Consider the following 20,032-nt stretch of genomic DNA (forward strand, 5'->3'; position numbering starts at 1 on the left):
GCCACGAGGAGTTCCATGAGTTTCCGCAGCCCGTACCCCGACGTCGAGATTCCCGAGCAGAGCGTCTACGAGTTCCTCTTCGGTGACCTGACCGAGGACGACCTCGCGCGCCCCGCCCTGATCGACGGCCCGAGCGGCGCCGTCACCGACTACCGCACTCTCGTCGGTCAGATCAACGGTGTCGCAGGCGCACTCGCCTCGCGCGGAGTGAAGGTCGGCGACGTGGTCGCGGTGCACTCGCCGAACGTGCCCGCCTTCGCCTCGGTGTTCCACGGGATCCTGCGCGCCGGTGCGATCGCCACGACGATCAATGCGCTGTACACCGCCGAGGACATCGCGAAGCAGCTCACGGACTCGTCCGCGACCATGATCTTCACGGTCTCCCCGCTCCTGCCGCAGGCGAAGGCCGCGGCGGAGCAGGTCGGTCTGTCGGCCGATCGCATCGTCGTGCTCGACGGCGCCGAGGGCCACGAGTCGCTGCGCGACCTCCTCACCGAGGGTGCGCAGGCGCCCGACGTCAGCTTCGACCCGTCGACCCACCTCGCGGTGCTGCCGTACTCCTCGGGCACCACGGGACGGCCCAAGGGCGTCATGCTGACGCACCGCAACCTGGTGGCCAACGTGTCGCAGATCGAGCCGCGCATGGGCGCGAACCGGGACGATGTCCTGCTCGCCGTGCTGCCGTTCTTCCACATCTACGGCATGACCGTGCTGCTCAACCTCGGCCTCAAGGTGCGCGCCTCCCTGGTCACGATGCCGCGCTTCGACCTCGAACAGTTCCTGAGCCTCACCACCGAGAAGAAGATCACCTACCTCTTCATCGCGCCGCCCGTCGCCGTCGCACTGGCCAAGCACCCGATGGTGGACCAGTACGACATCTCCAGCGTGCGCATGGTGTTCTCCGGTGCCGCCGCCCTCGACGAGAACCTGGGCAACGCCGTCGCGAAACGACTGAAGACCAAGGTGCGTCAGGGTTACGGCATGAGTGAGCTGAGCCCGGTCTCGCACGCCATCCCGTTCGACGGTGACGACATGCCGCTGAGCAGCTGCGGCACCGCCGTGGCCAACTCGGAGAACAAGCTCGTTGATCCGGCCACCGGCGAGGAGGTGTCCTACCCGGAGCCCGGCTCGGACCAGGTCAGTGAGCCCGGTGAGCTGTGGATCAAGGGCCCGAACGTCATGGCCGGCTACCTGAACAACGACGCCGCGACGGCCGAGACGCTCGACGCCGACGGGTATCTGCACACCGGCGACATCGCCGTCGTCGACGGCCGCGGATGCGTCAGCATCGTGGACCGGCTCAAGGAGCTGATCAAGTACAAGGGTTACCAGGTGCCGCCCGCCGAGCTCGAGTCGCTGCTGCTCACGCACCCGCAGATCGCCGACGCCGCCGTCATCGGCGTGCTCGACGACGAGGGCGAAGAGGTGCCGAAGGCGTTCGTCGTGCTGCAGCAGGGCGCCGAGCTCACCGAGGACGACGTCATGACGTTCGTGTCCGAGAAGGTGTCGCCGCACAAGAAGGTTCGTCGCGTGCAGTTCATCGACACGGTGCCGAAGTCGGCGTCCGGCAAGATCCTGCGCAAGGATCTGCGGGCGGCCGAGCCTGCCGCCGGCTGACACTCCCTGTACCACCCGAACACCCTCTCCAGCGTGCTGGAGAGGGTGTTCGCGTCATGTGAGGGGTGTGGGGGCACTCGGGGTGGTACTCATGAGCCATGGACACGATCACCGTCGACACAGCCCAGGGCCAGGTGCGCGGTCGCACCGACAACGGCATCGCCTCGTTCCTCGGAGTTCCCTACGCCGAGGCGCCGTTCGGCCCGCACCGGTTCCAGGCGCCCACCGCGCCGCCGCGCTGGTCCGACACCCGCGACGCCCTCGAGCACGGTGCCACCGTCCCGAAGGTCGGGTACCGGCCGCCCACCAGCGAGATCCTCAGTGAGCCCGTGGTGCCCGGCGATGAGTGCCTGAACGTCGCCGTGTACTCGCCGGACGTCGCCGGCTCCGCGCCCGTGTTCGTGTGGATCCACGGCGGCGCCTTCGTGAACGGCAGCAACGCGGTACCCGCCTACGACGGCACCGCATTCGCGCGGGACGGCGTCGTCGCCGTGGTGATCAACTACCGGCTCGGCGTGGACGGCTTCGCGCAGATCGAGGGCGCTCCCGCCAATCGTGGTCTGCTGGACCAGGTCGCGGCGCTCGAGTGGGTTCGCGACCACATCGCGTCGTACGGCGGTGACCCGGCGCGCGTGACCGTCGCGGGGGAGTCCGCGGGCGCCATGAGCGTCGGCACGCTGCTGTCGATGCCGCGCGCCGAGGGGCTGTTCCACCGCGCGGTCCTGCAGAGCGGAGCCGGCCATCACGTCATCTCGGCCGAGACCGCGGGGACCATCTCGGCCGCGTTGGCGTCGGCCCTCGACGTTCCGGCGACGGTGGAGGGGCTCGGCTCGGTACCCGTCGACGCCCTCGTCGACGCCCAGCGCATGCTGTCCGATCGCATCGCCGCGGAGGCGTCGAGCGGCGCGTGGGGTGAGGTGGCACTGAACATGATGGCGTTCGAGCCGTGCATCGACGGTGATGTCGTTCCTGCGCTGCCGTATTCGCGCATCGCCGACGGTGCGGGCGCCGACGTCGAACTCCTGCTCGGCACCACCAGTGAGGAGCACGCGTTCTTCCTCGTGCCCGCCGGCATCGTTCCGCACATCACCGAGGACTACCTGCGGACGGTGCTCGCCGGGTATCGACTGGACCCGTCGGTGCTCGACGCGTACCGAGCTCAGAGTCCGGACGCTTCGCCCGGTGAGCTCATGATCGCGGTCATGACCGATTGGTTCTTCCGCGTCCCCGCGGTGCGCGTCGCCGAGGCGCACCCGGCTCACGTCTACGAGTTCACCTGGCGCTCGCCGCTGTTCGACGGGAACCTCGGCGCGTGCCACGCGCTCGAGATCCCGTTCGTCTTCGACGTGCTCGGCAAGCCTGAGACCGCCCGCATCACGGGGCCGAACCCGCCTCAGGCGATCGCCGACGAGATGCACCGTGCGTGGGTCGCGTTCGTGCGAGACGGGGACCCGGGCTGGTCGCGGTACGGGTCCGAGCGCACGGTGAAGATGTTCGGTACGGACTCGGCGGTGGTGAACGACCCGCGGCCCGACACCCGCACGGTGTGGGACGGCGTCCGTTAACCGGTGAACGGCGGGACGAACTCGCAGGGCACGGGCCGCGGATGCGCAGGGTCGAGGGCGTTCAGGACGAACGCCGCCGCCCTCGGTGATCCGACGATGCCGGCGTGCTCGGAGAAGTCCAGGTCGCAGGAGTCCTGGACGACGATGTTGGTCGCGTTCGGCGCCTCGACGTAGCCGTCGGTGTACGGGACCACCACCTCGTCGTACCGGGTCATGATGTTCGTGTACGTGATGCCCGGCGCGTAGCGATACGACGCGTCGGGCCACGCGAACTGCGACGGGCCCGACCCCTTCCACAGCGGGGCCAGCGAGACGTACCTGTCGATGTCGTCCGCTCCGCCGAGCACCTACGCGTAGTAGTTGGGCAGCACCGTGCCCTGCGAGTGTCCGACGATGTCGACCTTCTCGGCACCCGTCGCCGACAACACCTCGTCAACGAACGCGGCGAACTGCGCTCCCTTCTCGGGAACCGGTCCGAGGCCGCCTATCGCGCTGATCGGCCACGGCCCCGGCAGGGCACCGTAGGTGAGTGCGAAGACGCAGTAACCCTCGTTCTTCAGCAGCGGTGCGTAGACGCCCCACCCGGTCTGCTGCCCGGTCCCCGTGCCGTGCACCAGGATCACGGGATCGGGGTGCTCTGCCGTCGGCACGCACGAGAAGTCGTTGGTCCCGGGCAGTGATCCGCCCGGGTTCGCGATCTCCGCCGGGAAGCCGCTGAAGAAGTTGTAGTCGACGGGCAGCGGATCGGCCGTGGCGGTCGGGGCGCACGCGAGCCACGCACACACCGCGAATGCCACTGTCCAGCGGGTTCTCATCAGCAGAGGCTAGCGGTCACGCCAGTTCGGCTCGGCGGAAGCGCAGTTCCCGCTGGGCACCCCGCACGACCTGCGGCGCGCCCGACCGGTCGTCCCGTCGGCGGCATCGTGAGAAACTGGGCGGCATGAGCATCGGAACCCTGATCCTTCTCCGCCACGGCGAGAGCGAGTGGAACGCGTCCAACCAGTTCACCGGATGGCAGGACGTGCGCCTGACCGCCAAGGGTGAGGCGGAGGGGAAGCGTGCCGGCGAGCTGATCAAGGAGGCCGGTGTGCTTCCCGACGTGCTGTACACCTCGCTCCTGCGTCGCGCCATCAGCACTGCGAACCTCGCGCTCGACGCTGCCGATCGGCACTGGATCCCGGTCGTCCGCGACTGGCGTCTGAACGAGCGGCACTACGGCGCACTGCAGGGTCTCGACAAGGCCGCGACCAAGGAGAAGTACGGCGACGAGCAGTTCATGCTGTGGCGTCGCAGCTACGACACCCCGCCGCCCCCCATCGAGGTCGGCTCCGAGTACAGCCAGGACGCCGATCCACGCTACGCCGATCTCGACAGCGTGCCGCTGACCGAGTGCCTGAAGGACGTCGTCGAGCGGTTCGTTCCATACTACGAGAGCGTCATCGTCCCCGAGCTGCGGGCCGGGAAGACGGTCATGGTCGCCGCCCACGGCAACTCGCTGCGCGCCCTCGTCAAGTACCTCGACGGCATCTCCGACGCGGACATCGCGGGGCTCAACATCCCCACCGGCATCCCGCTGCAGTACGACCTCACGGAGTCGGGCGATACGCTCGTTCCCACCGTGCCGGGCGGCACCTACCTCGACCCGGAGGCCGCTGCGGCCGGAGCCGCGGCAGTGGCGAACCAGGGCAAGAAGTAACGACTCGATGAACGCGGTGCGAACGTGCGCCGGACGTGCGGTGACGGCCGGAAAACCCGGCCCACCGTGCGTCGGTGCACGGTCGTGTGACCGTACGATCGGCCCGTGACCACTCCGACCGTCGTACTGATCGCCGCCGTCGCGGCGTTCGGTGGGTACCTCGTCGGTGGAGTGCTGATCCCGTATCTGAACTCCCGCCACGTCCTGCGTCAGACCCGCGACAACGGGCTGACGATGTCCCAGGTCCTCGACCTCATCGTGCTGGCCGCGCACAGCGGTATCGCCGTCGTCGACCAGTTCCACGACGTCGTGCTGTTCAATCCGCGCGCCGAGGAGCTCGGTCTCGTCCGCGGTCGGTCGCTCGACGATCGGGCCTGGAAGGCCGCCACCAGGGTCCTCGAGACCGGTGACCACGTCGAGGTCGACCTCACGGTTCTCGACGCCCGCGGGCGCGCCGGCATCGCCGTGAAGGGGCACGCGCAGCTGCTCTCCCAGGAGGATCGCCGGTTCGTCGTCCTGTTCGCCGACGACGACTCCGAGCAGGTCCGCATGGAGGCCACGCGGCGGGACTTCGTCGCGAACGTCAGCCACGAACTCAAGACCCCCGTCGGCGCCATCAGCCTGCTGGCGGAGGCGCTGCTGCAGTCGCGCGACGATCCCGAGTCGGTGCAGCGCTTCGGTGAGCGGATGCTCGACGAGTCCACGCGCCTGGGCAACATGGTCAGCGAACTCATCTCGCTGTCCCGTCTGCAGGGTGCCGAGAAGCTCCCCGATCTCGACGTCGTCGACGTCGACACCGTGGTCAAGAGCGCGCTCTCGCGTTCGGCCCTCAAGGCCGAGGCCACGGGCATCGTCGTCACGACTGACCGACCGAGCGGACTCGAGGTGCTCGGCGATCAGACCCTGCTGGTCACCGCACTGTCGAACCTCGTCGAGAACGCCATCGCGTACTCCCCGAAGGGGTCGCCCGTGTCGGTGACGCGGTCTCTGCGTGACGACGATGCGACGGGCCCGCAGAGCATGGTGGCCTTCTCGGTCACCGACCGGGGCATCGGCATCGCCAAGGAGGACCAGGAGCGCGTGTTCGAGCGCTTCTTCCGCGTCGACAAGGCGCGGTCGCGGGCCACCGGCGGTACCGGTCTGGGACTGGCCATCGCCAAGCACGTCGCCGCCAACCACAACGGCCGCATCGAGCTGTGGAGCAAGCCCGGGACGGGCTCGACCTTCACGCTCCTCATTCCTGCTCACATCGAAGACGACGGCGAGCCGTCATGACCGAGAAGGACACCCCATGACGAGCGTGCTCATCGTCGAAGACGAAGAATCGTTGGCCGACCCGCTGGCGTTCCTGCTCCGCAAGGAAGGGTTCGACGCGACCGTCGTCGGTGACGGCCCCTCCGCCCTCGCCGAGTTCGATCGCGTGGGCGCGGACATCGTCCTGCTCGACCTCATGCTGCCGGGCATGAGCGGCACCGACGTGTGCAAGCACCTGCGCAGCCGCTCCGGTGTGCCGGTCATCATGGTCACCGCGCGCGACAGCGAGATCGACAAGGTGGTCGGCCTCGAACTGGGTGCCGACGATTACGTCACCAAGCCGTACTCCTCGCGCGAACTCATCGCGCGCATCCGCGCGGTCCTGCGCCGCGGATCCGACACCGAGGAGATCGACGACAACAGCATCCTCGAGGCCGGACCGGTGCGCATGGACGTGGAGCGCCACGTCGTCATGGTCGGAGGGCAGCAGATCACGTTGCCGCTCAAGGAGTTCGACCTGCTCGAGTACCTGCTCCGCAACTCCGGCCGAGTGCTCACCCGCGGACAGTTGATCGACCGCGTGTGGGGCGCCGACTACGTGGGCGACACCAAGACGCTGGACGTGCACGTCAAGCGGCTGCGCTCGAAGATCGAGACGGACCCCGCGAAGCCCGTGCACCTCGTCACGGTGCGTGGACTGGGGTACAAGCTCGAGGAGTGAGCTCTCCGGCGAGTACGTCCAAAACGTCGCTGGCGGAGCCGGGATCACGGCACTTTCGGCGTACTCGCGGGGGTGTCAGGCGGCGAGTAGCCGGCGGACACGACCGACCAGGACATCGGGTTCGCGCCGTACATCGTCCGACGTGATCTGCAGAACGCGCCACCCCTCGTCTGCGAGCAGTGCAAGGCGCGCCTTGTCGCGTCGCACACTCTCGGGTGTTCCGTGGAATTCGTCGCCGTCGTACTCCACTGCGACTCGCCGTGCAGGCCAAGCGAAATCGAGGTAGAAGACGCCGCGTTCGTACACCACCGGCCACTGCAGTTCGGGCACCGGAAGTCGACCGTCGTGCAACACCAGGCGCGTCTCCGACTCCATCGGTGAACCAGATCTGCAGTCGACGAGCGGTGCGAGGCGGCGGACCTCGACGATGCCCCGCCGGCCTCGTTGCGAGACGACAGCCCGTTCCAGCGAGCGGGGACTACAGCCCACCTGCGCCGCGGAATCGAGAACGGCGAGCGCGCGACCGGGAGAACGTTGCCGTGGGACCTCGACAGCAGTCCAGGCCGGCTCCACGACCAGCCGGGTGCCGATCTCCATGAGCGGCGCACCCCGCCGCTGATGCACCACTACCCCTGGTCTGCTCTCGATGCGCCGATCGTCGGGCTCCACCACATGTAGGTGCTGCGTCCGGTCGAGGTCGAAACCGTGCATCGCCGCCGCGGTGTCCAAGGATGCGGCGACCCGCGTTCCGAGCTCGATGCTCAGAGCGTCGAGTCGCGCAGAGACAGGGAGCGTTCCGACCGCGTACAGCCCGTGCCGTACGCGTGTCAGCTGACGAGTGTGCACCAGCCACCGCACGCGGCTCGGGGACATGCATCGGAGGAGATCGGTCGTGTGCAGGAAGCCGCCGTTGGCTTTCATGGCGTCGACAAGTGTTGGGTCCATGGCGCAGACCGTCACGAGCCGCACCGACAGGCACCGCGTCCCGGGATCGGCCCGCGAGAAACCTGGGGATGACGGGGTGCCTGTGGATAGAGCTCTACCCGCCCCGGCGAGTACGTCGAAAGTGCTGCTGCGAGCGCTCAGATCACGACGATATGGACGTACTCGCGGGGGGTAAGAGGTTAGGTGCGCTGAGCCTCGCGGGTCGCGGGGTGCACGGCGATCAACCCCAAGCCCTGCCGACGCCGACACAGCGCGGCGAGCTCGGTGTAGACGTCCTTGCCGAGCAGCTCCGTCAGCTCCGGCGCGTACGACTGCCACACGGCCTTCGAGCCGACGTGCGCATCGGGGGAGGCGGTGCAGTACCAACTGAGGTCGGCGCCGCCCTCACCCCAGCCGCGTCGGTCGTACTCGCCGACGACGGTCTGCAGGATCTCGACACCGTCGGGACGCGTCACCCAGTCCTGGGTGCGGCGGATGGGCAACTGCCAGCAGACGTCGGGCTTCACCTCGAGGGGTTCGACGCCGGTGCGCAACGCCATCCGGTGCAGCGCGCAGCCGATGCCGCCCTCGAATCCGGGACGGTTGAGGAAGATGCACGCACCCTTGTACTTGCGGGTGCGTAGGGCCTGCTCGCCCTCGAGGTCGTCGACCTCGACGAAGCCCTTCTTGCCGTGTCCCTTGTCGAAGAACTGCCAGTCGTCGGGCGTGAGCATCTCCACGGAGGCGACGAGCTTGGCGTGGTCGTCGTCGTCCGACAGAAAAGCCCCGTGTGAGCAGCAGCCGTCGTCGGGCCTGTCCGGCACGGTGCCCTGGCAGGCCGGGGTGCCGAACACGCAGGTCCAGCTCGACAGCAGCCAGGTCAGGTCGGCACGAACGACGTGCTCGGGGTTGGTCGGATCGACGAACTCGACCCACTCGCGCGGAAAGTCCGGCGCCACCTCGGGTGCGGGATCGAGCTTGTGGGTCGCCGCGGGTTCCAGCACGTCCGCGGGCCGTCCGGTGGCCTCGCCGGACCGTCTCCCGGCCTCGTCGGCCACACTCTTTCCCTGCTTTGCGGCCCGGCCGGCCTCCGGCCTACCCGCCTTCTCAGCACGTGTCACAAGCCACGACGCTAGACCCAGTACGGTGTTCCCTGTGCGGTTAGGGGTGCTCGACGTCGGAAGCAACACGGTTCATCTGCTCGTGGTCGACGCCCATCGCGGCGGACACCCGACACCGATGAGCTCCACCAAGGCTGCCCTGCGCCTGGCGGAGAACACCGACGACGCCGGTGACATCACACAGTCCGGCTCCGATCGACTGGTGCGCACCGTCGCCGACTTCTCGTCCATCGCCACGTCGTCGGGCTGCGGCGAGCTCATGGCGTTCGCGACCTCCGCCGTCCGCGACGCCCGCAATTCGACCGCCGTGCTGAACCGCGTGCGCGACGAGACCGGTGTCAGCCTGCAGGTTCTCTCCGGTGAGGACGAGTCGCGACTGACGTTCCTGGCCGTGCGTCGCTGGTACGGCTGGAGTGCCGGGCGCATCCTCGACCTCGACATCGGCGGCGGATCCCTCGAGCTCAGCACCGGTATCGACGAGAACCCGGACGTGGCGATGTCGCTTCCCCTCGGGGCGGGCCGACTGACGCGCGACTGGCTGGCCGAGGATCCCCCCGGCAAGCGTCGGGTCGCCGTGCTGCGTGACTGGCTCGACGCGGAACTCGTCGAACCGGCGAAGAAGCTGCTCGAGCCGGGGCTGCCCGACCGGGCGGTGGGAACGTCGAAGACCTTCCGCTCGTTGGCCCGGTTGACCGGTGCCGCTCCGTCGGCTGCCGGACCCCGGGTCGTCAGGACCCTGACGGCCGACGGTCTGCGTCAGGTCATCTCGTTCATCTCGAGAATGACCTCGGCGGACCGTGCAGAATTGGAAGGCGTGAGCGCGGATCGATCACGACAGATGGTGGCCGGAGCACTGGTCGCCGAGGCGAGCATGCGCGCGCTGTCGATCGATTCGTTGGAGATCTGTCCGTGGGCGCTGCGTGAGGGATTGATCCTGCGCAAGCTGGACACGGAGACGTTCGGCGATGTGGTGGAGACTCGAGAGACATGAGTGACGACAACAACGGAAGCGGCGCGGCCGACACCGGACAGGTGTCGGTGGCGGAACTGCTCGCGCGCAACGGCGCCAAGGTGGACACGCAGTCCGGTGGTGGGCGACGTCGACGCGGCATGGCCGGCGGGATCTCCGTCGCCGAGCTGACCGGTGAGATCCCGATCGTCCGCGACGAGACCCCGGCCGAGGCGCCCGACGACGACACCGACGCGTCGCCCGAGACCGAGTCGCCGCAGGACCAGCCGCAGCAGGCCGAGGCCGAGGAGTCGACCCGCGACGCCGAGCCCGAGCGGCCCGCCCCGGCACCCGAGCCCACACGGACCACGCCCCGGATCGACGACCGCCGCGGCGACACGTCCGCCCGACCGACCCCCGCTTTCGGTGCCGCCCGATCCGCCCGGCCCGAGCCCGCGCTGTTCTCCGGCGCTCCGTCCGTGGCGGTCGATCGCCTGCGTGCCTCCACCGAGGAGCGTGCGCTCGCACCCGAGCGGTCGGCGCAGGAGCGTCCTGCTTCCGATCGACTCGGCCCTCCTGAGCAGCAGCGATCGATGCCGGCCGAGCCGGAGGTCGACGCCGACGAGGTCACGGCCGAGACCGACGCGGTGACCACGATCGTCCCGGCGGTGACCGACGATCCCGAGACCCCTGACACGTCGACGGCCACGGACGACTCGACGGCGGACGACACCGATCTCGACACCCCCACGGATGCGGAACCGGTCGCCCGGGACGCACCGGTGGCGACGTCGAAGTCCCGCAGCCCGGTCAAGCAGTGGTTGTCGCTGATCGGCCAGGGCATCGTGGCGATCGTGCTCGGCGCGCTCCTGTTCAAGGGATTCGAACGGCTGTGGGAGATGCTGCCCTGGGTCGCCCTGGTCCTCGCGTTCTTCGTCATCGTCGGGCTCGTGGCCGTGGTGCGTGTGCTGCGCCGCACCGACGACATCGTGTCGATCCTGCTGGCGGTGGTCGTGGGCGGTTTCGTCACTCTGGGCCCGCTGGCCTTCATGCTCAGCACCACGTGACGACGCCCGGTCGCCGGCCTGTTCCGGTGGGGTTGTCCACGGCCTCGGTCTATCCGCAGAACACCGAGTCCGCGTTCCGCTTCGCCGCGGAGCTCGGCTTCGACGGGATCGAGCTCATGGTGTGGGCCGAGCCGATCAGCCAGGATGTCGGTGCGATCAAGCAGCTCAGCCGCACGTACGGCGTTCCGGTCCTGGCGTTGCACGCACCGTGCCTGTTGATCACCCAGCGGGTGTGGGGTTCGGATCCGGTCTCGAAGCTGGTGCGCTCGGTGCATGCTGCCGAGGCGCTCGGCGCGTCGACCGTGGTGGTGCATCCGCCGTTCCGCTGGCAACGCATCTACGCCGACGGTTTCCCCGACCAGGTCGCCGAGCTCGAGGCCGACAACGAGGGCATGGTCGTGGCAGTCGAGAACATGTTCCCGATGCGCGCGGACCGGCTCTTCGGGGCGGGCACCGGCTCGGTGAAGCGGCTCGAGAAGCGGGGCGGGAAGCCCGGTGTCGGGTTCACCGCGTTCGCGCCGTCCTACGATCCGACCGACGTGGGCCACCAGCACTACACGCTGGACTTCTCGCACACCGCGACGTCCGGACTCGACGCCGTGGCGCTGTCCGAGCGCATGGGCGCCGGGCTCAAGCATCTGCATCTCGCGGACGGCCGCGGCGCCTCCATCGACGAGCACCTCGTGCCCGGCGACGGCACCCAGCCGGTCGCGGAGGTCTGCCAGGCGCTGGTCGCGCGAGGCTTCGACGGTCAGGCCGTTCTCGAGATCAACACGCAGAACGCACGGACCGCGACCGAGCGGTCGGCCGCACTCGAACGATCGTTGGCCTTCGCCCGACAGCACCTCTGAAGTCCTGTACCTCTGTAGTCCTGTACCTCTGAAGTCGCGCACCTCGGATAGTCGCACTATCCACTGTGGTCTAGAGTTCGACCGGTGCGCATGTCCGAGCTGGTCGAGCGATCCGGGGTTCCCCGACCCACGATCAAGTTCTACCTCCGCGAAGGGCTCCTCATGCCCGGGGTCGGCGCGGCGACGGTGTCCGAGTACACCGACGAGCACCTCGACCGGCTCAGGCTGGTCAAGGCTCTGACCGGCGCCTCCCTCCCCCTCGGCAGGATCCGGACGGTGCTCGCCGCCCTCGACGAGGCGACCGGCGACGTCCACCCCGCGATGGGCCGGGCACTCGGCGCACTCCCGCCGTACCTCGACGCGCAGGGCCGGGACGGCATCGATCCGGGACCGGCGCCGCGTACGTCGCGGATCCTGGAACGGCTCGGCCACGCTGGCACCGACTCCTCGACGGGCAGTCCTGCGGCCCGTCAGCTCGATCACTCCCTCGCCGCCGCCGACGCTGCGGGCGTGCCACTCTCCGACGACGACGTCGTCGCGTACGCCCGTGCCGTGCGCGTGATCGCGGAGGGGGAGTGGGCGCGGGTGCTCGAGCACACCGAGCCTCGTGCCGCCGTGCGCTTCGCCGTCCTCGGGACGGTGCTCTACGAACCGGTCGTCACTGCCCTGCGCCGGCTCGCGCACCACGACCTCGCGCAGCAACACTTCGCCCCGACCGGCCTTCCCGACCTACTCACCCGGCCGGCCTCCGGCCTTCCCGACCTACTCACCCGGCCGGCCTCCGGCCTTCCCGACCTACTCACCCGGCCGGCCTCCGGCCTTCCCGACCCGCCTCACCCGACGACAGATTCGAGCGACCAGTGACCGACGCCCCGTTCCGCACCCTCACCACACTCGACCGCACCGACACAGATCTGTTCGAGGGCAGCATCGATCCCACGTGGACCATCGGCCCCAAAGTGCACGGCGGGGCGATGATGAGTGTCTGCGCCGCGGCCGCGACGCAGCGTCTCGCACAGGACGCCGATCCGGTCGAGCTGACTCCGCTCGCGGTCAGCGCGAGCTACCTCGCGGCGCCCGATCCCGGCCCGGTGACGATCGAGACGACGGTGCTCAAGCGTGGTCGGCGCGTGGTGCACGTCGACGCGGTATTGCTGCAGAACGGCCGGCCCGCGGTGCGGAGCGTCGTCACGCTCGGCACGCCGGACAGCGGAGCTCCCGTGCACCAGGAGCACGAGTCGTCCCTGGCGTCCGTCCTCGACATGGCCGTCGAGCCGCCGGACTCGGCCGCCCGAGTGGCGCCCGGTCACCCGATGGCCGACGTCGTCCACGTCGCCACGGGCTGCGACATGCGTCTCGATCCCACCGCCGCGCACTTCCTCACCGGTGCGCAGGGGTCGGCGGAGATCCGCATGTGGGTCCGGCCGCGCCCCGACGACGAGAACGATCCCGTCACCGCGGCGCTGTTCGCTATCATGGCCGGCGACATCTGTCCGCCGGTGACGATGAACCGTGGCCTGTTCGGCTGGGCCCCGACGGTCCAGCTGACCACCTACCTGCGCCACACACCGGCACCCGGTTGGCTGCGGGTGAAGTCGTCGAGCACCGTGCTCGGCGGTTCCTGGTTCGAGGAGGACCACACCATCGTCGACTCCACCGGCGCCGTGGTGGTCCAGAGCCGGCAGCTGGCCATGGTGCCGCTCGCGACCTGAGCCCCGACCGTGACGGACCGTGACACCCTGCCGACGGACACTCGGGGCATGGCACGCTGAGCGCATGACGAGAATTGCGGTGATCGGCGGCGGCCGGATCGGTGAGGCGTTGATCGCGGGACTGATCGAGGGCGGGTTGCCCACCGGCAACGTGGTGCTGGCGGAGAAGTACCCGGCACGCGCGGACGCGGTGGCCACCCAGTTCGGCATCCGGACCACCAGCGTGATCGACGCGATCGAGGGCGCCGACGTCATCGTCGTCGCGGTGAAGCCCGACGACGTCGACTCGGTGATCACCCAGATGTCCAAGGCGGAGCTCAACGGGGAGCGCGAGCAGATCATCGTCACGATGGCCGCCGGCGTCACCGCGTCGCGCTACGAGCCGAAACTGCCCGCGGGCATCCCGATCGTCCGCGTCATGCCCAACACCCCGATGTTGGTGGGCGAGGCGATGAGTGTGCTGGCACCCGGGCGTCATGCCCGGTCGGAGCACATCGAGACGGTGCGCAAGCTGCTCGGCACCGTCGGCAAGACGGCCGTGGTGTCCGAGGACAAGATCGACGCGGTCACTGCTGTCTCCGGATCCGGACCCGCCTACTTCTTCCTCATGGCCGAGGCCATGATCGACGCCGCCGTGGGCCTCGGACTGCCTCGCGACACCGCCACGACACTGGTCGTCCAGACGATGGTGGGCTCCGCGGCGATGCTCGATCGCTCCGACGAGTCACCGCAGGAGCTCCGCGCCGGTGTGACGTCTCCCGGCGGCACTACGGCCGCGGCCATCGCCCAGTTGGAGCGAAAGGGCTTCCGAGCTGCGCTTCTCGACGCGATCGACGCCGCCAAGGCGCGGGGGACGGCACTCGGATCGCCGGTCGAATAAATATTGGTCCCCCCACCCGTCGCTTTTGTCACTCGAGTCCCGCTAAGCTCGCTGCAGCACGTGCGTGTCTGTTCTGCCGGAGGGGAAGCCGGCAGCGCGGGCGTGCCGGAGGTAAGTGAATACATGGAATCTGTCAACAAGCCGGCCGGTTCGGGCAAGAGCCCGAAGCGCGACGGCCAACCGAGCGTGTCCGAGACCCAGTTCATGACGGTCGCCGAGGTGGCGGCTCTCATGCGCGTGTCGAAGATGACGGTCTACCGGTTGATCAAGAACGGTGAACTGCCTGCTGTGCAGGTGGGACGCTCGTTCCGAGTGCATGCGAAGGCGGTGCACGACTACCTGGAGACGTCCTACTTCGACGCGGGCTGACGCACGCCACGTCCTGTCTGTTCCACGTGGAACGGTGCACGCCCGGGGAAGGGCGTCGGCACCGACCAGCGGAACCGGACGGTTCGAGCGCGCACCGCTGCTGCGGAGGCCGGTCGAGGGTGATCGTGTGAGCTGGGTATGATGGGGCTGAGTCGCGTGAGCGCGCAGTCCCGTCACTGCCGTGTCCGCCGACAACCGAACAGCACCAGCAGCGGTATCAGCAGTGCAGCTGTACAGAGACGAAAGAACGCGAGGACACCCGCATGGGTTCAGTGATCAAGAAGCGTCGCAAGCGCATGTCGAAGAAGAAGCACCGCAAGTTGCTTCGCCGCACCCGCGTTCAGCGCAGGAAATTGGGTAAGTGATCCGCTAAGGATCGCGACGACGTCCGCCCGCGAGGATCGAGTTTCGATCGGCCTCGCGGGCGTTGTCGTGTCCGGGTCCGCGAGCGCGACGAGCCGGTTCTTCTCGTGCCGAAGCGCGCACGCGGGGTTCGTGACACCATGGCGTGTGCGGTGCCGCGCGAGCGGTGGCGACTGGAGAAACCGAGGGGGTCTGGTGAGCTCTGACGACACCGGGCGTGACGCTCCACGCGTCGTGCTCGTCACGGGAGCCAGTCGATTCCTGGGCGGGTACCTCACCATGCGACTGGCGCAGAACCCGTCGATCGAGCGCGTCGTCGCCGTCGATGCCGTCGCACCCACCAAGGACATGATCCGGCGGATGGGGCGTGCCGAGTTCGTGCGGGCGGACATCCGTAACCCGTTGATCGGCAAGGTCATTCGCAATGCCGGCGTCGACACCGTCGTGCATGCGTCGTTGCTGTCCCGGCCGCCCGGCGGCGGTGGCCGCACGGTGATGAAGGACCTCAACGTCCTCGGCGCGATGCAGCTGTTCGCGGTCTGCCAGAAGTCGCCGACGGTGCGCCACGTGGTGCTCCGATCCTCGACGGCGGTGTACGGCTGCAGTGCGAAGGACCCGGCGCAGTTCACCGAGGAGATGGGCGCGCGATCTCGTCCGCAGGGCGGCTTCGCCCGCGATGCCATCGAGACCGAGGGCTACGCCCGCGGCCTGGGCCGTCGTCGGCCGGACATCGATGTCAGCATCCTGCGCAACGCCCCGATGATCGGACCCCGGTTGAACGGATCCGTCTCGCGCTACCTCACGTCGCCGGTCACGCCGTCGATCTTCGGGCGGGACGCACGGATGCAGCTGTTGCACGAGGAGGACGCGCTCTCCGCACTCGAACGCGCGACGCTGGCCGGCCCCGCAGGCACGTTCAACATCGCCGCCGACGGCATCATCATGCTGTCTCAGGCCATCCGCCGCGCCGGCCGCGTGGAGCTGCCGGTGCCCATGGCCCTGTTCCGCACCACGGGCAAGGCGGTGATGGGATCGCTGATGCGCGATTTCTCGGCCGAGCAGCTCGACTACTTCAACTTCGGATGCGGAGTGGACACCACCCGGATGAAGAACGTCCTCGGATTCACCCCGCGGTGGACCACCGTGCAGGCGTTCGACGACTTCGTGCGCGGAGTGGCACTGACACCGGTGATCCGACGTGAATGGGTCGACGCGATCGAGAACCGCGTCCTCGGATTGTTGGGCGGTGCCTCCTCCGGGGTGCACCCGTCGCCCGTGTCGTTACCGGCCGGAGCGGGAAGGTGACCGACGTGGCCAAAGTGATTCCGTTGCACGGTAAGTCGTTCGATCGCCTCCGGCAGTCGACGACCGACGGTGGGCCGCGCGCCGGCAGTGACCCGGCGGACGTCCGCGGCCGACACCCCTCGTCCTACGCGTCCCCGTCACCCTCGCCCTCGATGGTGCCCAGTGTCGAGACGCCGACGCCTCTGGTCGTGCCCGACACGTCGACGCCGGACTCGACGCCGGACGTCGGAGAGTTCCCGTCGGCTGTCGAGTCGGTTCGGCGCGCGCTCGTCGACCGCGTCGCCGGGGGAGCGGACTTCCTGCGGACGCGCCTGTCGGGCGACTACGAGGTCGACGAGTTCGGCTACGACCCCCACTTCGCCGATTCCGTCTGGCTGCCGGCGCTACGACCGTTGTTCGAGAAGTGGTTCCGCGTCGAGGTGCGCGGGATCGAGAACGTGCCCGCCGAGGGCGGTGCGCTGGTGGTCTCGAACCACGCGGGTGTCATCCCGATCGACGGACTCATGGCGTCGGTCGCGATGCGGGACCATCATCCACAGCACCGCGCACTGCGCATGCTCGCCGCGGACCTCGCGTTCGAGACGCCGTTGGTCGGCACCATCGCGCGCCGCGCCGGTCACACCCTGGCCTGCCAACCCGATGCCGAGCGACTGCTGCGTGGTGGCGAGGTCGTGGCCGTGTTCCCGGAGGGGTTCAAGGGGATCGGCAAGCCGTTCAGCGAGCGCTACAAGCTGCAACGGTTCGGCCGCGGTGGCTTCGTCTCCGCCGCGCTACGCACCCAGACTCCCATCATCCCGTGCTCGATCGTCGGGTCGGAGGAGATCTACCCCAAGATCGGTGACCTGACGACGCTCGCGCGCGTCCTCGGCATGCCGTACTTCCCGGTCACGCCGCTGTTCCCGCATTTCGGTCCGCTGGGCCTGGTCCCGCTGCCGTCGAAGTGGTACATCGAGTTCGGGGAGCCCATCGAGACCACGTCCTACGAGCCGTCCGCGGCCGACGATCCGATGGAACTGTTCGAGGTCACCGACCGCGTGCGCGAGACGATCCAGCAGACGCTCTACCGGCTGCTGACCCGTCGCCGGAACGTCTTCCTCGGTTAGAGGGCGTCGGCGATCATCTCGTCGACGATCTGTGCCGAGAGCGTCACCAACGGGAGTCCACCGCCGGGGTGCGACGATCCACCGACCAGGAACAGGCCGGGGATCGGTGAGCGATTGGCGGGGCGCAGGAACGCGGCCGTCGCACCGTTGGACGACGTTCCGTAGATGGACCCGCCCGGGGTCATGGTGCGGCGCATCAGATCTGCCGGCGAGATGATCTCCCGCCACAGCACCCGCTCGCGCACGTCCACACCGCGCGACGCCATGATGTCGAGAATGCGGTCGGCGTAGCCCTCCGACAGTCCGGGAGCATCCCAGTCGACCAGTGCCGCGGATCCCGTCCCGTGTCGCGCCGCGTTCACCAGGACGAACCAGGCCTCGGTGTCGTCGTTCGGCCGCAGAGCGGGATCGTCGGGGGCGCTGACGTAGACGGTCGGGGCATCGGCGGGGTGCGCCGGCCGCGTGCGGGTGCCGAAGACGGCGTCGAACTCGGCGTCGTAGTCGTCCGGGAACAGCACCCGGTGGTGCGGGGTGTCGGCGTCGCGGCCCCGCAGAGCCAGCAGGATCACGAATCCGGACAGGCTCGCGGTGGTCGCGTCGAGGCGCCGCCGGGCGAGCGCGGTGCGCCGCGTGGCGGGGACCAGAGACCGGTAGACCTGCTCGGCATCGGCGTTCGCGACGACGATGTCGGCCGCGACGGGTCCGTGCGTGGTGTCGACGCCGGTGGTGCGTCCGTTCTCGACGCGCACGCCGGTCACCGTGACACCCGTGCGGATCTCCGCTCCGAGCGACGTCGCGCGGTCGGCGATCGCCTCGGCGATGCGGTGCAGCCCACCGGGAACGTGCCACGATCCCCAGCGCTGCTCGACGTGCGGAACCGTGGCCAGGGCCGCCGGGGCGCGCCGCGGATCCGAGCCGGTGTAGGTGGCGTACCGGTCGAGCATCATCGCGAGCCGCGGATCGGAGAGGTACTGCCGACCCAGATCACGCAGCGACGACCACGGGCTGATAGTGCGGAGGTCGCCCACCCGTCGCGACAACGACACCAGTTCGCGGGGGCCGATGGGCGACTCGAGGAACGCCTCGTGGGTGGCGTCCCAGATCTGCTCGGCACGCCCGGAGAACCGGGACCACTGCGTACCGGCACCGGCTCCGAGCGCCGAGTCCAGAGCGGCGGGGATCTCCTCCGCGCGACCGGGCATGTCCAGCTCGGTGCCGTCGGGAAAGCGGTAGCGACACGCGACCGGGAGCCGGTCGAACGTGAGGTCCGACGGCCCACCGGTCTGCGCGAAGAGATCGTCGAACACGTGTGGCATGGTGACCAGCGACGGCCCGGTGTCGAACGAGAAACCGTCCCGCCGGACGATGCCGAGCTTCCCGCCCAGATCGTGCGACTGCTCGAGCACGACGGTCTCGATACCGCGGTGGGCCAGGCGGGCGGCGGTGGCGAGTCCGCCGACACCCGCACCGATGACGACTGCTCTCACAGGCGCGGGTAGGCCGGAGGCTGGTCGGTTCATACGTTGCGTCGGCCGAGCACCGCGGCGACGCCGCCGCCGACGGCACCGAGTGCGAGAGCGGTGGGGACGCCGATCTTGGCGGCCTTCCGGCCGGTGCGGAAGTCGCGGATCTCCCACCCGCGGTTCTTCGCGAGCTCGCGCAGGTCCGCGTCGGGATTGACCGCGACGGCCGTCCCGACGAGGGACAGCATCGGCACGTCGTTGTGGCTGTCGGAGTAGGCGGTGCAGCGTCGCAGGTCGAGGCCCTCGCGCACGGCGAGGGTCCGCACGGCGTGGGCCTTGCCGCGACCGTGCAGGATGTCGCCGACGAGCCGACCGGTGAAGACGCCGTCCTTGCTCTCGGCGACGGTGCCCAACGCGCCGGTCAGGCCGAGACGTTTGGCGATGATGGACGCCAGCTCCACCGGGGTCGCGGTGACGAGCCACACCTGTTGGCCGGCGTCGAGATGCATCTGGGCGAGTGCGCGGGTGCCGGCCCAGATGCGGTCGGCGATGATCTCGTCGAAGATCTCCTCGCCGAGCCGCACGATCTCCGCGGTCGAGCGGCCCTCGACGAAGGACAGTGCCTTCTCGCGGCCGGTGCTGACGTCGCCCAGGTTCTCCTTGCCGCTCACCCGGAACTTGATCTGCTGCCAGGCGAACTCGGAGACGTCCTTGGACGTGAAGTACTTGCGGGCCGCGAGCCCGCGGGCGAAGTGGATGATCGACGCGCCCTGCACCATCGTGTTGTCGACGTCGAAGAACGCGGCGGCGGTGAGGTCACGCGGAACCGTGCTGACGTGATCGTCGGCGGCCTCGGCGCTCTCGGCCTGCAGCGCGATCGCGGCATCGGCGCTCGCCTCGCCGGCGAGCTTGGCGCGGATCTGGGCCGCGGTGGGGCCGAGAGGGTTGCGGATCCGTCGACGGACCTGCTTCTCGGCCGCCTCGGGGTCGACGAGTCGACGTTCCCGCGACTCGTCCATCACCTCGGGTGACTCGGTGAGTTCCGAGCCTGATGCGGCAGCATCGTGTTTCT

19 protein-coding genes and 1 pseudogene are annotated in these 20,032 nt (G+C 69.1%); 15 read left to right on the forward strand and 5 right to left on the reverse strand.

The window, feature by feature from the left end; translation table 11 throughout:
• Nucleotides 1-15: 15 nt before the first annotated feature.
• Nucleotides 16-1,617, forward strand: a complete 1,602-nt coding sequence (locus tag HQ325_RS13290) for an AMP-binding protein (protein ID WP_222630272.1) — start codon at nt 16-18, stop codon at nt 1,615-1,617.
• Nucleotides 1,618-1,715: 98 nt separating this feature from the next.
• Entirely contained in the window at nt 1,716-3,182 is a 1,467-nt protein-coding gene (locus tag HQ325_RS13295; protein WP_222630273.1) for a carboxylesterase/lipase family protein, read from the forward strand.
• Here HQ325_RS13295 and HQ325_RS13300 read toward each other — a convergent pair.
• Nucleotides 3,179-3,997 (reverse strand): annotated as a pseudogene (locus HQ325_RS13300) (esterase/lipase family protein). The gene HQ325_RS13295 and the pseudogene HQ325_RS13300 overlap by 4 nt on opposite strands.
• 125 nt (nt 3,998-4,122) lie before the next feature.
• On the opposite strand from HQ325_RS13300, the gene HQ325_RS13305 reads away from it, so the two are divergent.
• The 3 genes from HQ325_RS13305 to HQ325_RS13315 all read left to right on the forward strand — a co-directional run bounded on the left by HQ325_RS13305 (nt 4,123) and on the right by HQ325_RS13315 (nt 6,853).
• The gene (locus HQ325_RS13305) at nt 4,123-4,878 is read left to right on the forward strand and encodes a phosphoglyceromutase (RefSeq protein ID WP_222630274.1); all 756 of its coding nucleotides are present in this window, start codon (nt 4,123-4,125) and stop codon (nt 4,876-4,878) included.
• 105 nt (nt 4,879-4,983) lie between these two features.
• Nucleotides 4,984-6,153 carry a cell wall metabolism sensor histidine kinase WalK gene (locus HQ325_RS13310; protein ID WP_027504493.1) on the forward strand — a complete coding sequence of 390 codons (1,170 nt, stop codon included), beginning with the start codon at nt 4,984-4,986 and terminating at the stop codon, nt 6,151-6,153.
• Nucleotides 6,154-6,169: 16 nt separating this feature from the next.
• Nucleotides 6,170-6,853 (forward strand): response regulator transcription factor, encoded by a 684-nt coding sequence (locus HQ325_RS13315; protein ID WP_027504494.1) that lies wholly within the window; start codon nt 6,170-6,172, stop codon nt 6,851-6,853.
• A gap of 75 nt (nt 6,854-6,928) precedes the next feature.
• On the opposite strand, the gene HQ325_RS13320 is transcribed toward HQ325_RS13315, so the two are convergent.
• Both HQ325_RS13320 and HQ325_RS13325 read right to left on the reverse strand, forming a co-directional pair.
• On the reverse strand, nt 6,929-7,798 hold the full coding sequence (locus tag HQ325_RS13320; RefSeq protein ID WP_222630275.1) for an endonuclease domain-containing protein: 870 nt from the start codon (nt 7,796-7,798) through the stop codon (nt 6,929-6,931).
• Between the two features lie 179 nt (nt 7,799-7,977).
• On the reverse strand, nt 7,978-8,778 hold the full coding sequence (locus HQ325_RS13325) for a hypothetical protein (protein WP_027504496.1): 801 nt from the start codon (nt 8,776-8,778) through the stop codon (nt 7,978-7,980).
• 154 nt (nt 8,779-8,932) lie between these two features.
• Here HQ325_RS13325 and HQ325_RS13330 point away from each other — a divergent pair, with 154 nt between their 5' ends.
• The 10 genes from HQ325_RS13330 (at nt 8,933) to HQ325_RS13375 (ending at nt 17,497) form a co-directional block, all read left to right on the forward strand.
• Nucleotides 8,933-9,889 carry a Ppx/GppA phosphatase family protein gene (locus HQ325_RS13330; protein WP_027504497.1) on the forward strand — a complete coding sequence of 319 codons (957 nt, stop codon included), beginning with the start codon at nt 8,933-8,935 and terminating at the stop codon, nt 9,887-9,889.
• A complete protein-coding gene (locus HQ325_RS13335) occupies nt 9,886-10,914 on the forward strand; it encodes a Yip1 family protein (RefSeq protein WP_222630276.1) in 1,029 nt (342 codons plus the stop codon). Before HQ325_RS13330 ends, HQ325_RS13335 begins: the two co-directional genes overlap by 4 nt.
• Nucleotides 10,911-11,765, forward strand: a complete 855-nt coding sequence (locus HQ325_RS13340; RefSeq protein ID WP_308014462.1) for a sugar phosphate isomerase/epimerase — start codon at nt 10,911-10,913, stop codon at nt 11,763-11,765. Before HQ325_RS13335 ends, HQ325_RS13340 begins: the two co-directional genes overlap by 4 nt.
• 90 nt (nt 11,766-11,855) lie before the next feature.
• Nucleotides 11,856-12,629, forward strand: coding sequence for a MerR family transcriptional regulator (locus HQ325_RS13345; protein WP_261778352.1), 774 nt, complete (start codon nt 11,856-11,858; stop codon nt 12,627-12,629).
• Nucleotides 12,626-13,477, forward strand: coding sequence for a thioesterase family protein (locus HQ325_RS13350; RefSeq protein WP_222630278.1), 852 nt, complete (start codon nt 12,626-12,628; stop codon nt 13,475-13,477). Before HQ325_RS13345 ends, HQ325_RS13350 begins: the two co-directional genes overlap by 4 nt.
• Before the next feature lie 64 nt (nt 13,478-13,541).
• On the forward strand, nt 13,542-14,357 hold the full coding sequence (gene proC, locus HQ325_RS13355; protein ID WP_056441616.1) for a pyrroline-5-carboxylate reductase: 816 nt from the start codon (nt 13,542-13,544) through the stop codon (nt 14,355-14,357).
• 123 nt (nt 14,358-14,480) lie between these two features.
• Nucleotides 14,481-14,726 carry a helix-turn-helix domain-containing protein gene (locus HQ325_RS13360; protein WP_204869057.1) on the forward strand — a complete coding sequence of 82 codons (246 nt, stop codon included), beginning with the start codon at nt 14,481-14,483 and terminating at the stop codon, nt 14,724-14,726.
• A gap of 263 nt (nt 14,727-14,989) precedes the next feature.
• The gene (locus HQ325_RS13365; RefSeq protein ID WP_003402602.1) at nt 14,990-15,091 is read left to right on the forward strand and encodes a 30S ribosomal protein bS22; all 102 of its coding nucleotides are present in this window, start codon (nt 14,990-14,992) and stop codon (nt 15,089-15,091) included.
• A gap of 193 nt (nt 15,092-15,284) precedes the next feature.
• The gene (locus HQ325_RS13370) at nt 15,285-16,394 is read left to right on the forward strand and encodes an NAD-dependent epimerase/dehydratase family protein (RefSeq protein WP_222630279.1); all 1,110 of its coding nucleotides are present in this window, start codon (nt 15,285-15,287) and stop codon (nt 16,392-16,394) included.
• Between the two features lie 5 nt (nt 16,395-16,399).
• Nucleotides 16,400-17,497, forward strand: a complete 1,098-nt coding sequence (locus HQ325_RS13375; RefSeq protein ID WP_374107221.1) for a lysophospholipid acyltransferase family protein — start codon at nt 16,400-16,402, stop codon at nt 17,495-17,497.
• On the opposite strand, the gene HQ325_RS13380 is transcribed toward HQ325_RS13375, so the two are convergent.
• Entirely contained in the window at nt 17,494-18,984 is a 1,491-nt protein-coding gene (locus tag HQ325_RS13380) for a phytoene desaturase family protein (RefSeq protein ID WP_308014461.1), read from the reverse strand. The two genes, HQ325_RS13375 and HQ325_RS13380, sit on opposite strands and share 4 nt — an antisense overlap.
• A 29-nt stretch (nt 18,985-19,013) precedes the next feature.
• Nucleotides 19,014-19,979: an HAD family phosphatase gene (locus tag HQ325_RS13385; RefSeq protein ID WP_222631034.1), complete on the reverse strand. Its 966-nt coding sequence runs from the start codon at nt 19,977-19,979 to the stop codon at nt 19,014-19,016.
• Nucleotides 19,980-20,032 lie beyond the last annotated feature (53 nt).

Source organism: Rhodococcus sp. BP-349 (assembly GCF_019835845.1).
Lineage (GTDB): Bacteria > Actinomycetota > Actinomycetes > Mycobacteriales > Mycobacteriaceae > Rhodococcoides.

Bases quoted from the DNA above. Each gene is read 5' to 3' on its own strand.
- proC (WP_056441616.1), top strand. From the start codon at position 13,542: ATGACGAGAATTGCGGTGATCGGCGGCGGCCGGATCGGTGAGGCGTTG.
- HQ325_RS13295 (WP_222630273.1), top strand. From the start codon at position 1,716: ATGGACACGATCACCGTCGACACAGCCCAGGGCCAGGTGCGCGGTCGC.
- HQ325_RS13320 (WP_222630275.1), bottom strand. From the start codon at position 7,798: ATGGACCCAACACTTGTCGACGCCATGAAAGCCAACGGCGGCTTCCTG.
- HQ325_RS13385 (WP_222631034.1), bottom strand. From the start codon at position 19,979: ATGGACGAGTCGCGGGAACGTCGACTCGTCGACCCCGAGGCGGCCGAG.
- HQ325_RS13360 (WP_204869057.1), top strand. From the start codon at position 14,481: ATGGAATCTGTCAACAAGCCGGCCGGTTCGGGCAAGAGCCCGAAGCGC.
- HQ325_RS13315 (WP_027504494.1), top strand. From the start codon at position 6,170: ATGACGAGCGTGCTCATCGTCGAAGACGAAGAATCGTTGGCCGACCCG.
- HQ325_RS13305 (WP_222630274.1), top strand. From the start codon at position 4,123: ATGAGCATCGGAACCCTGATCCTTCTCCGCCACGGCGAGAGCGAGTGG.
- HQ325_RS13290 (WP_222630272.1), top strand. From the start codon at position 16: ATGAGTTTCCGCAGCCCGTACCCCGACGTCGAGATTCCCGAGCAGAGC.
- HQ325_RS13345 (WP_261778352.1), top strand. From the start codon at position 11,856: ATGTCCGAGCTGGTCGAGCGATCCGGGGTTCCCCGACCCACGATCAAG.
- HQ325_RS13365 (WP_003402602.1), top strand. From the start codon at position 14,990: ATGGGTTCAGTGATCAAGAAGCGTCGCAAGCGCATGTCGAAGAAGAAG.
- HQ325_RS13335 (WP_222630276.1), top strand. From the start codon at position 9,886: ATGAGTGACGACAACAACGGAAGCGGCGCGGCCGACACCGGACAGGTG.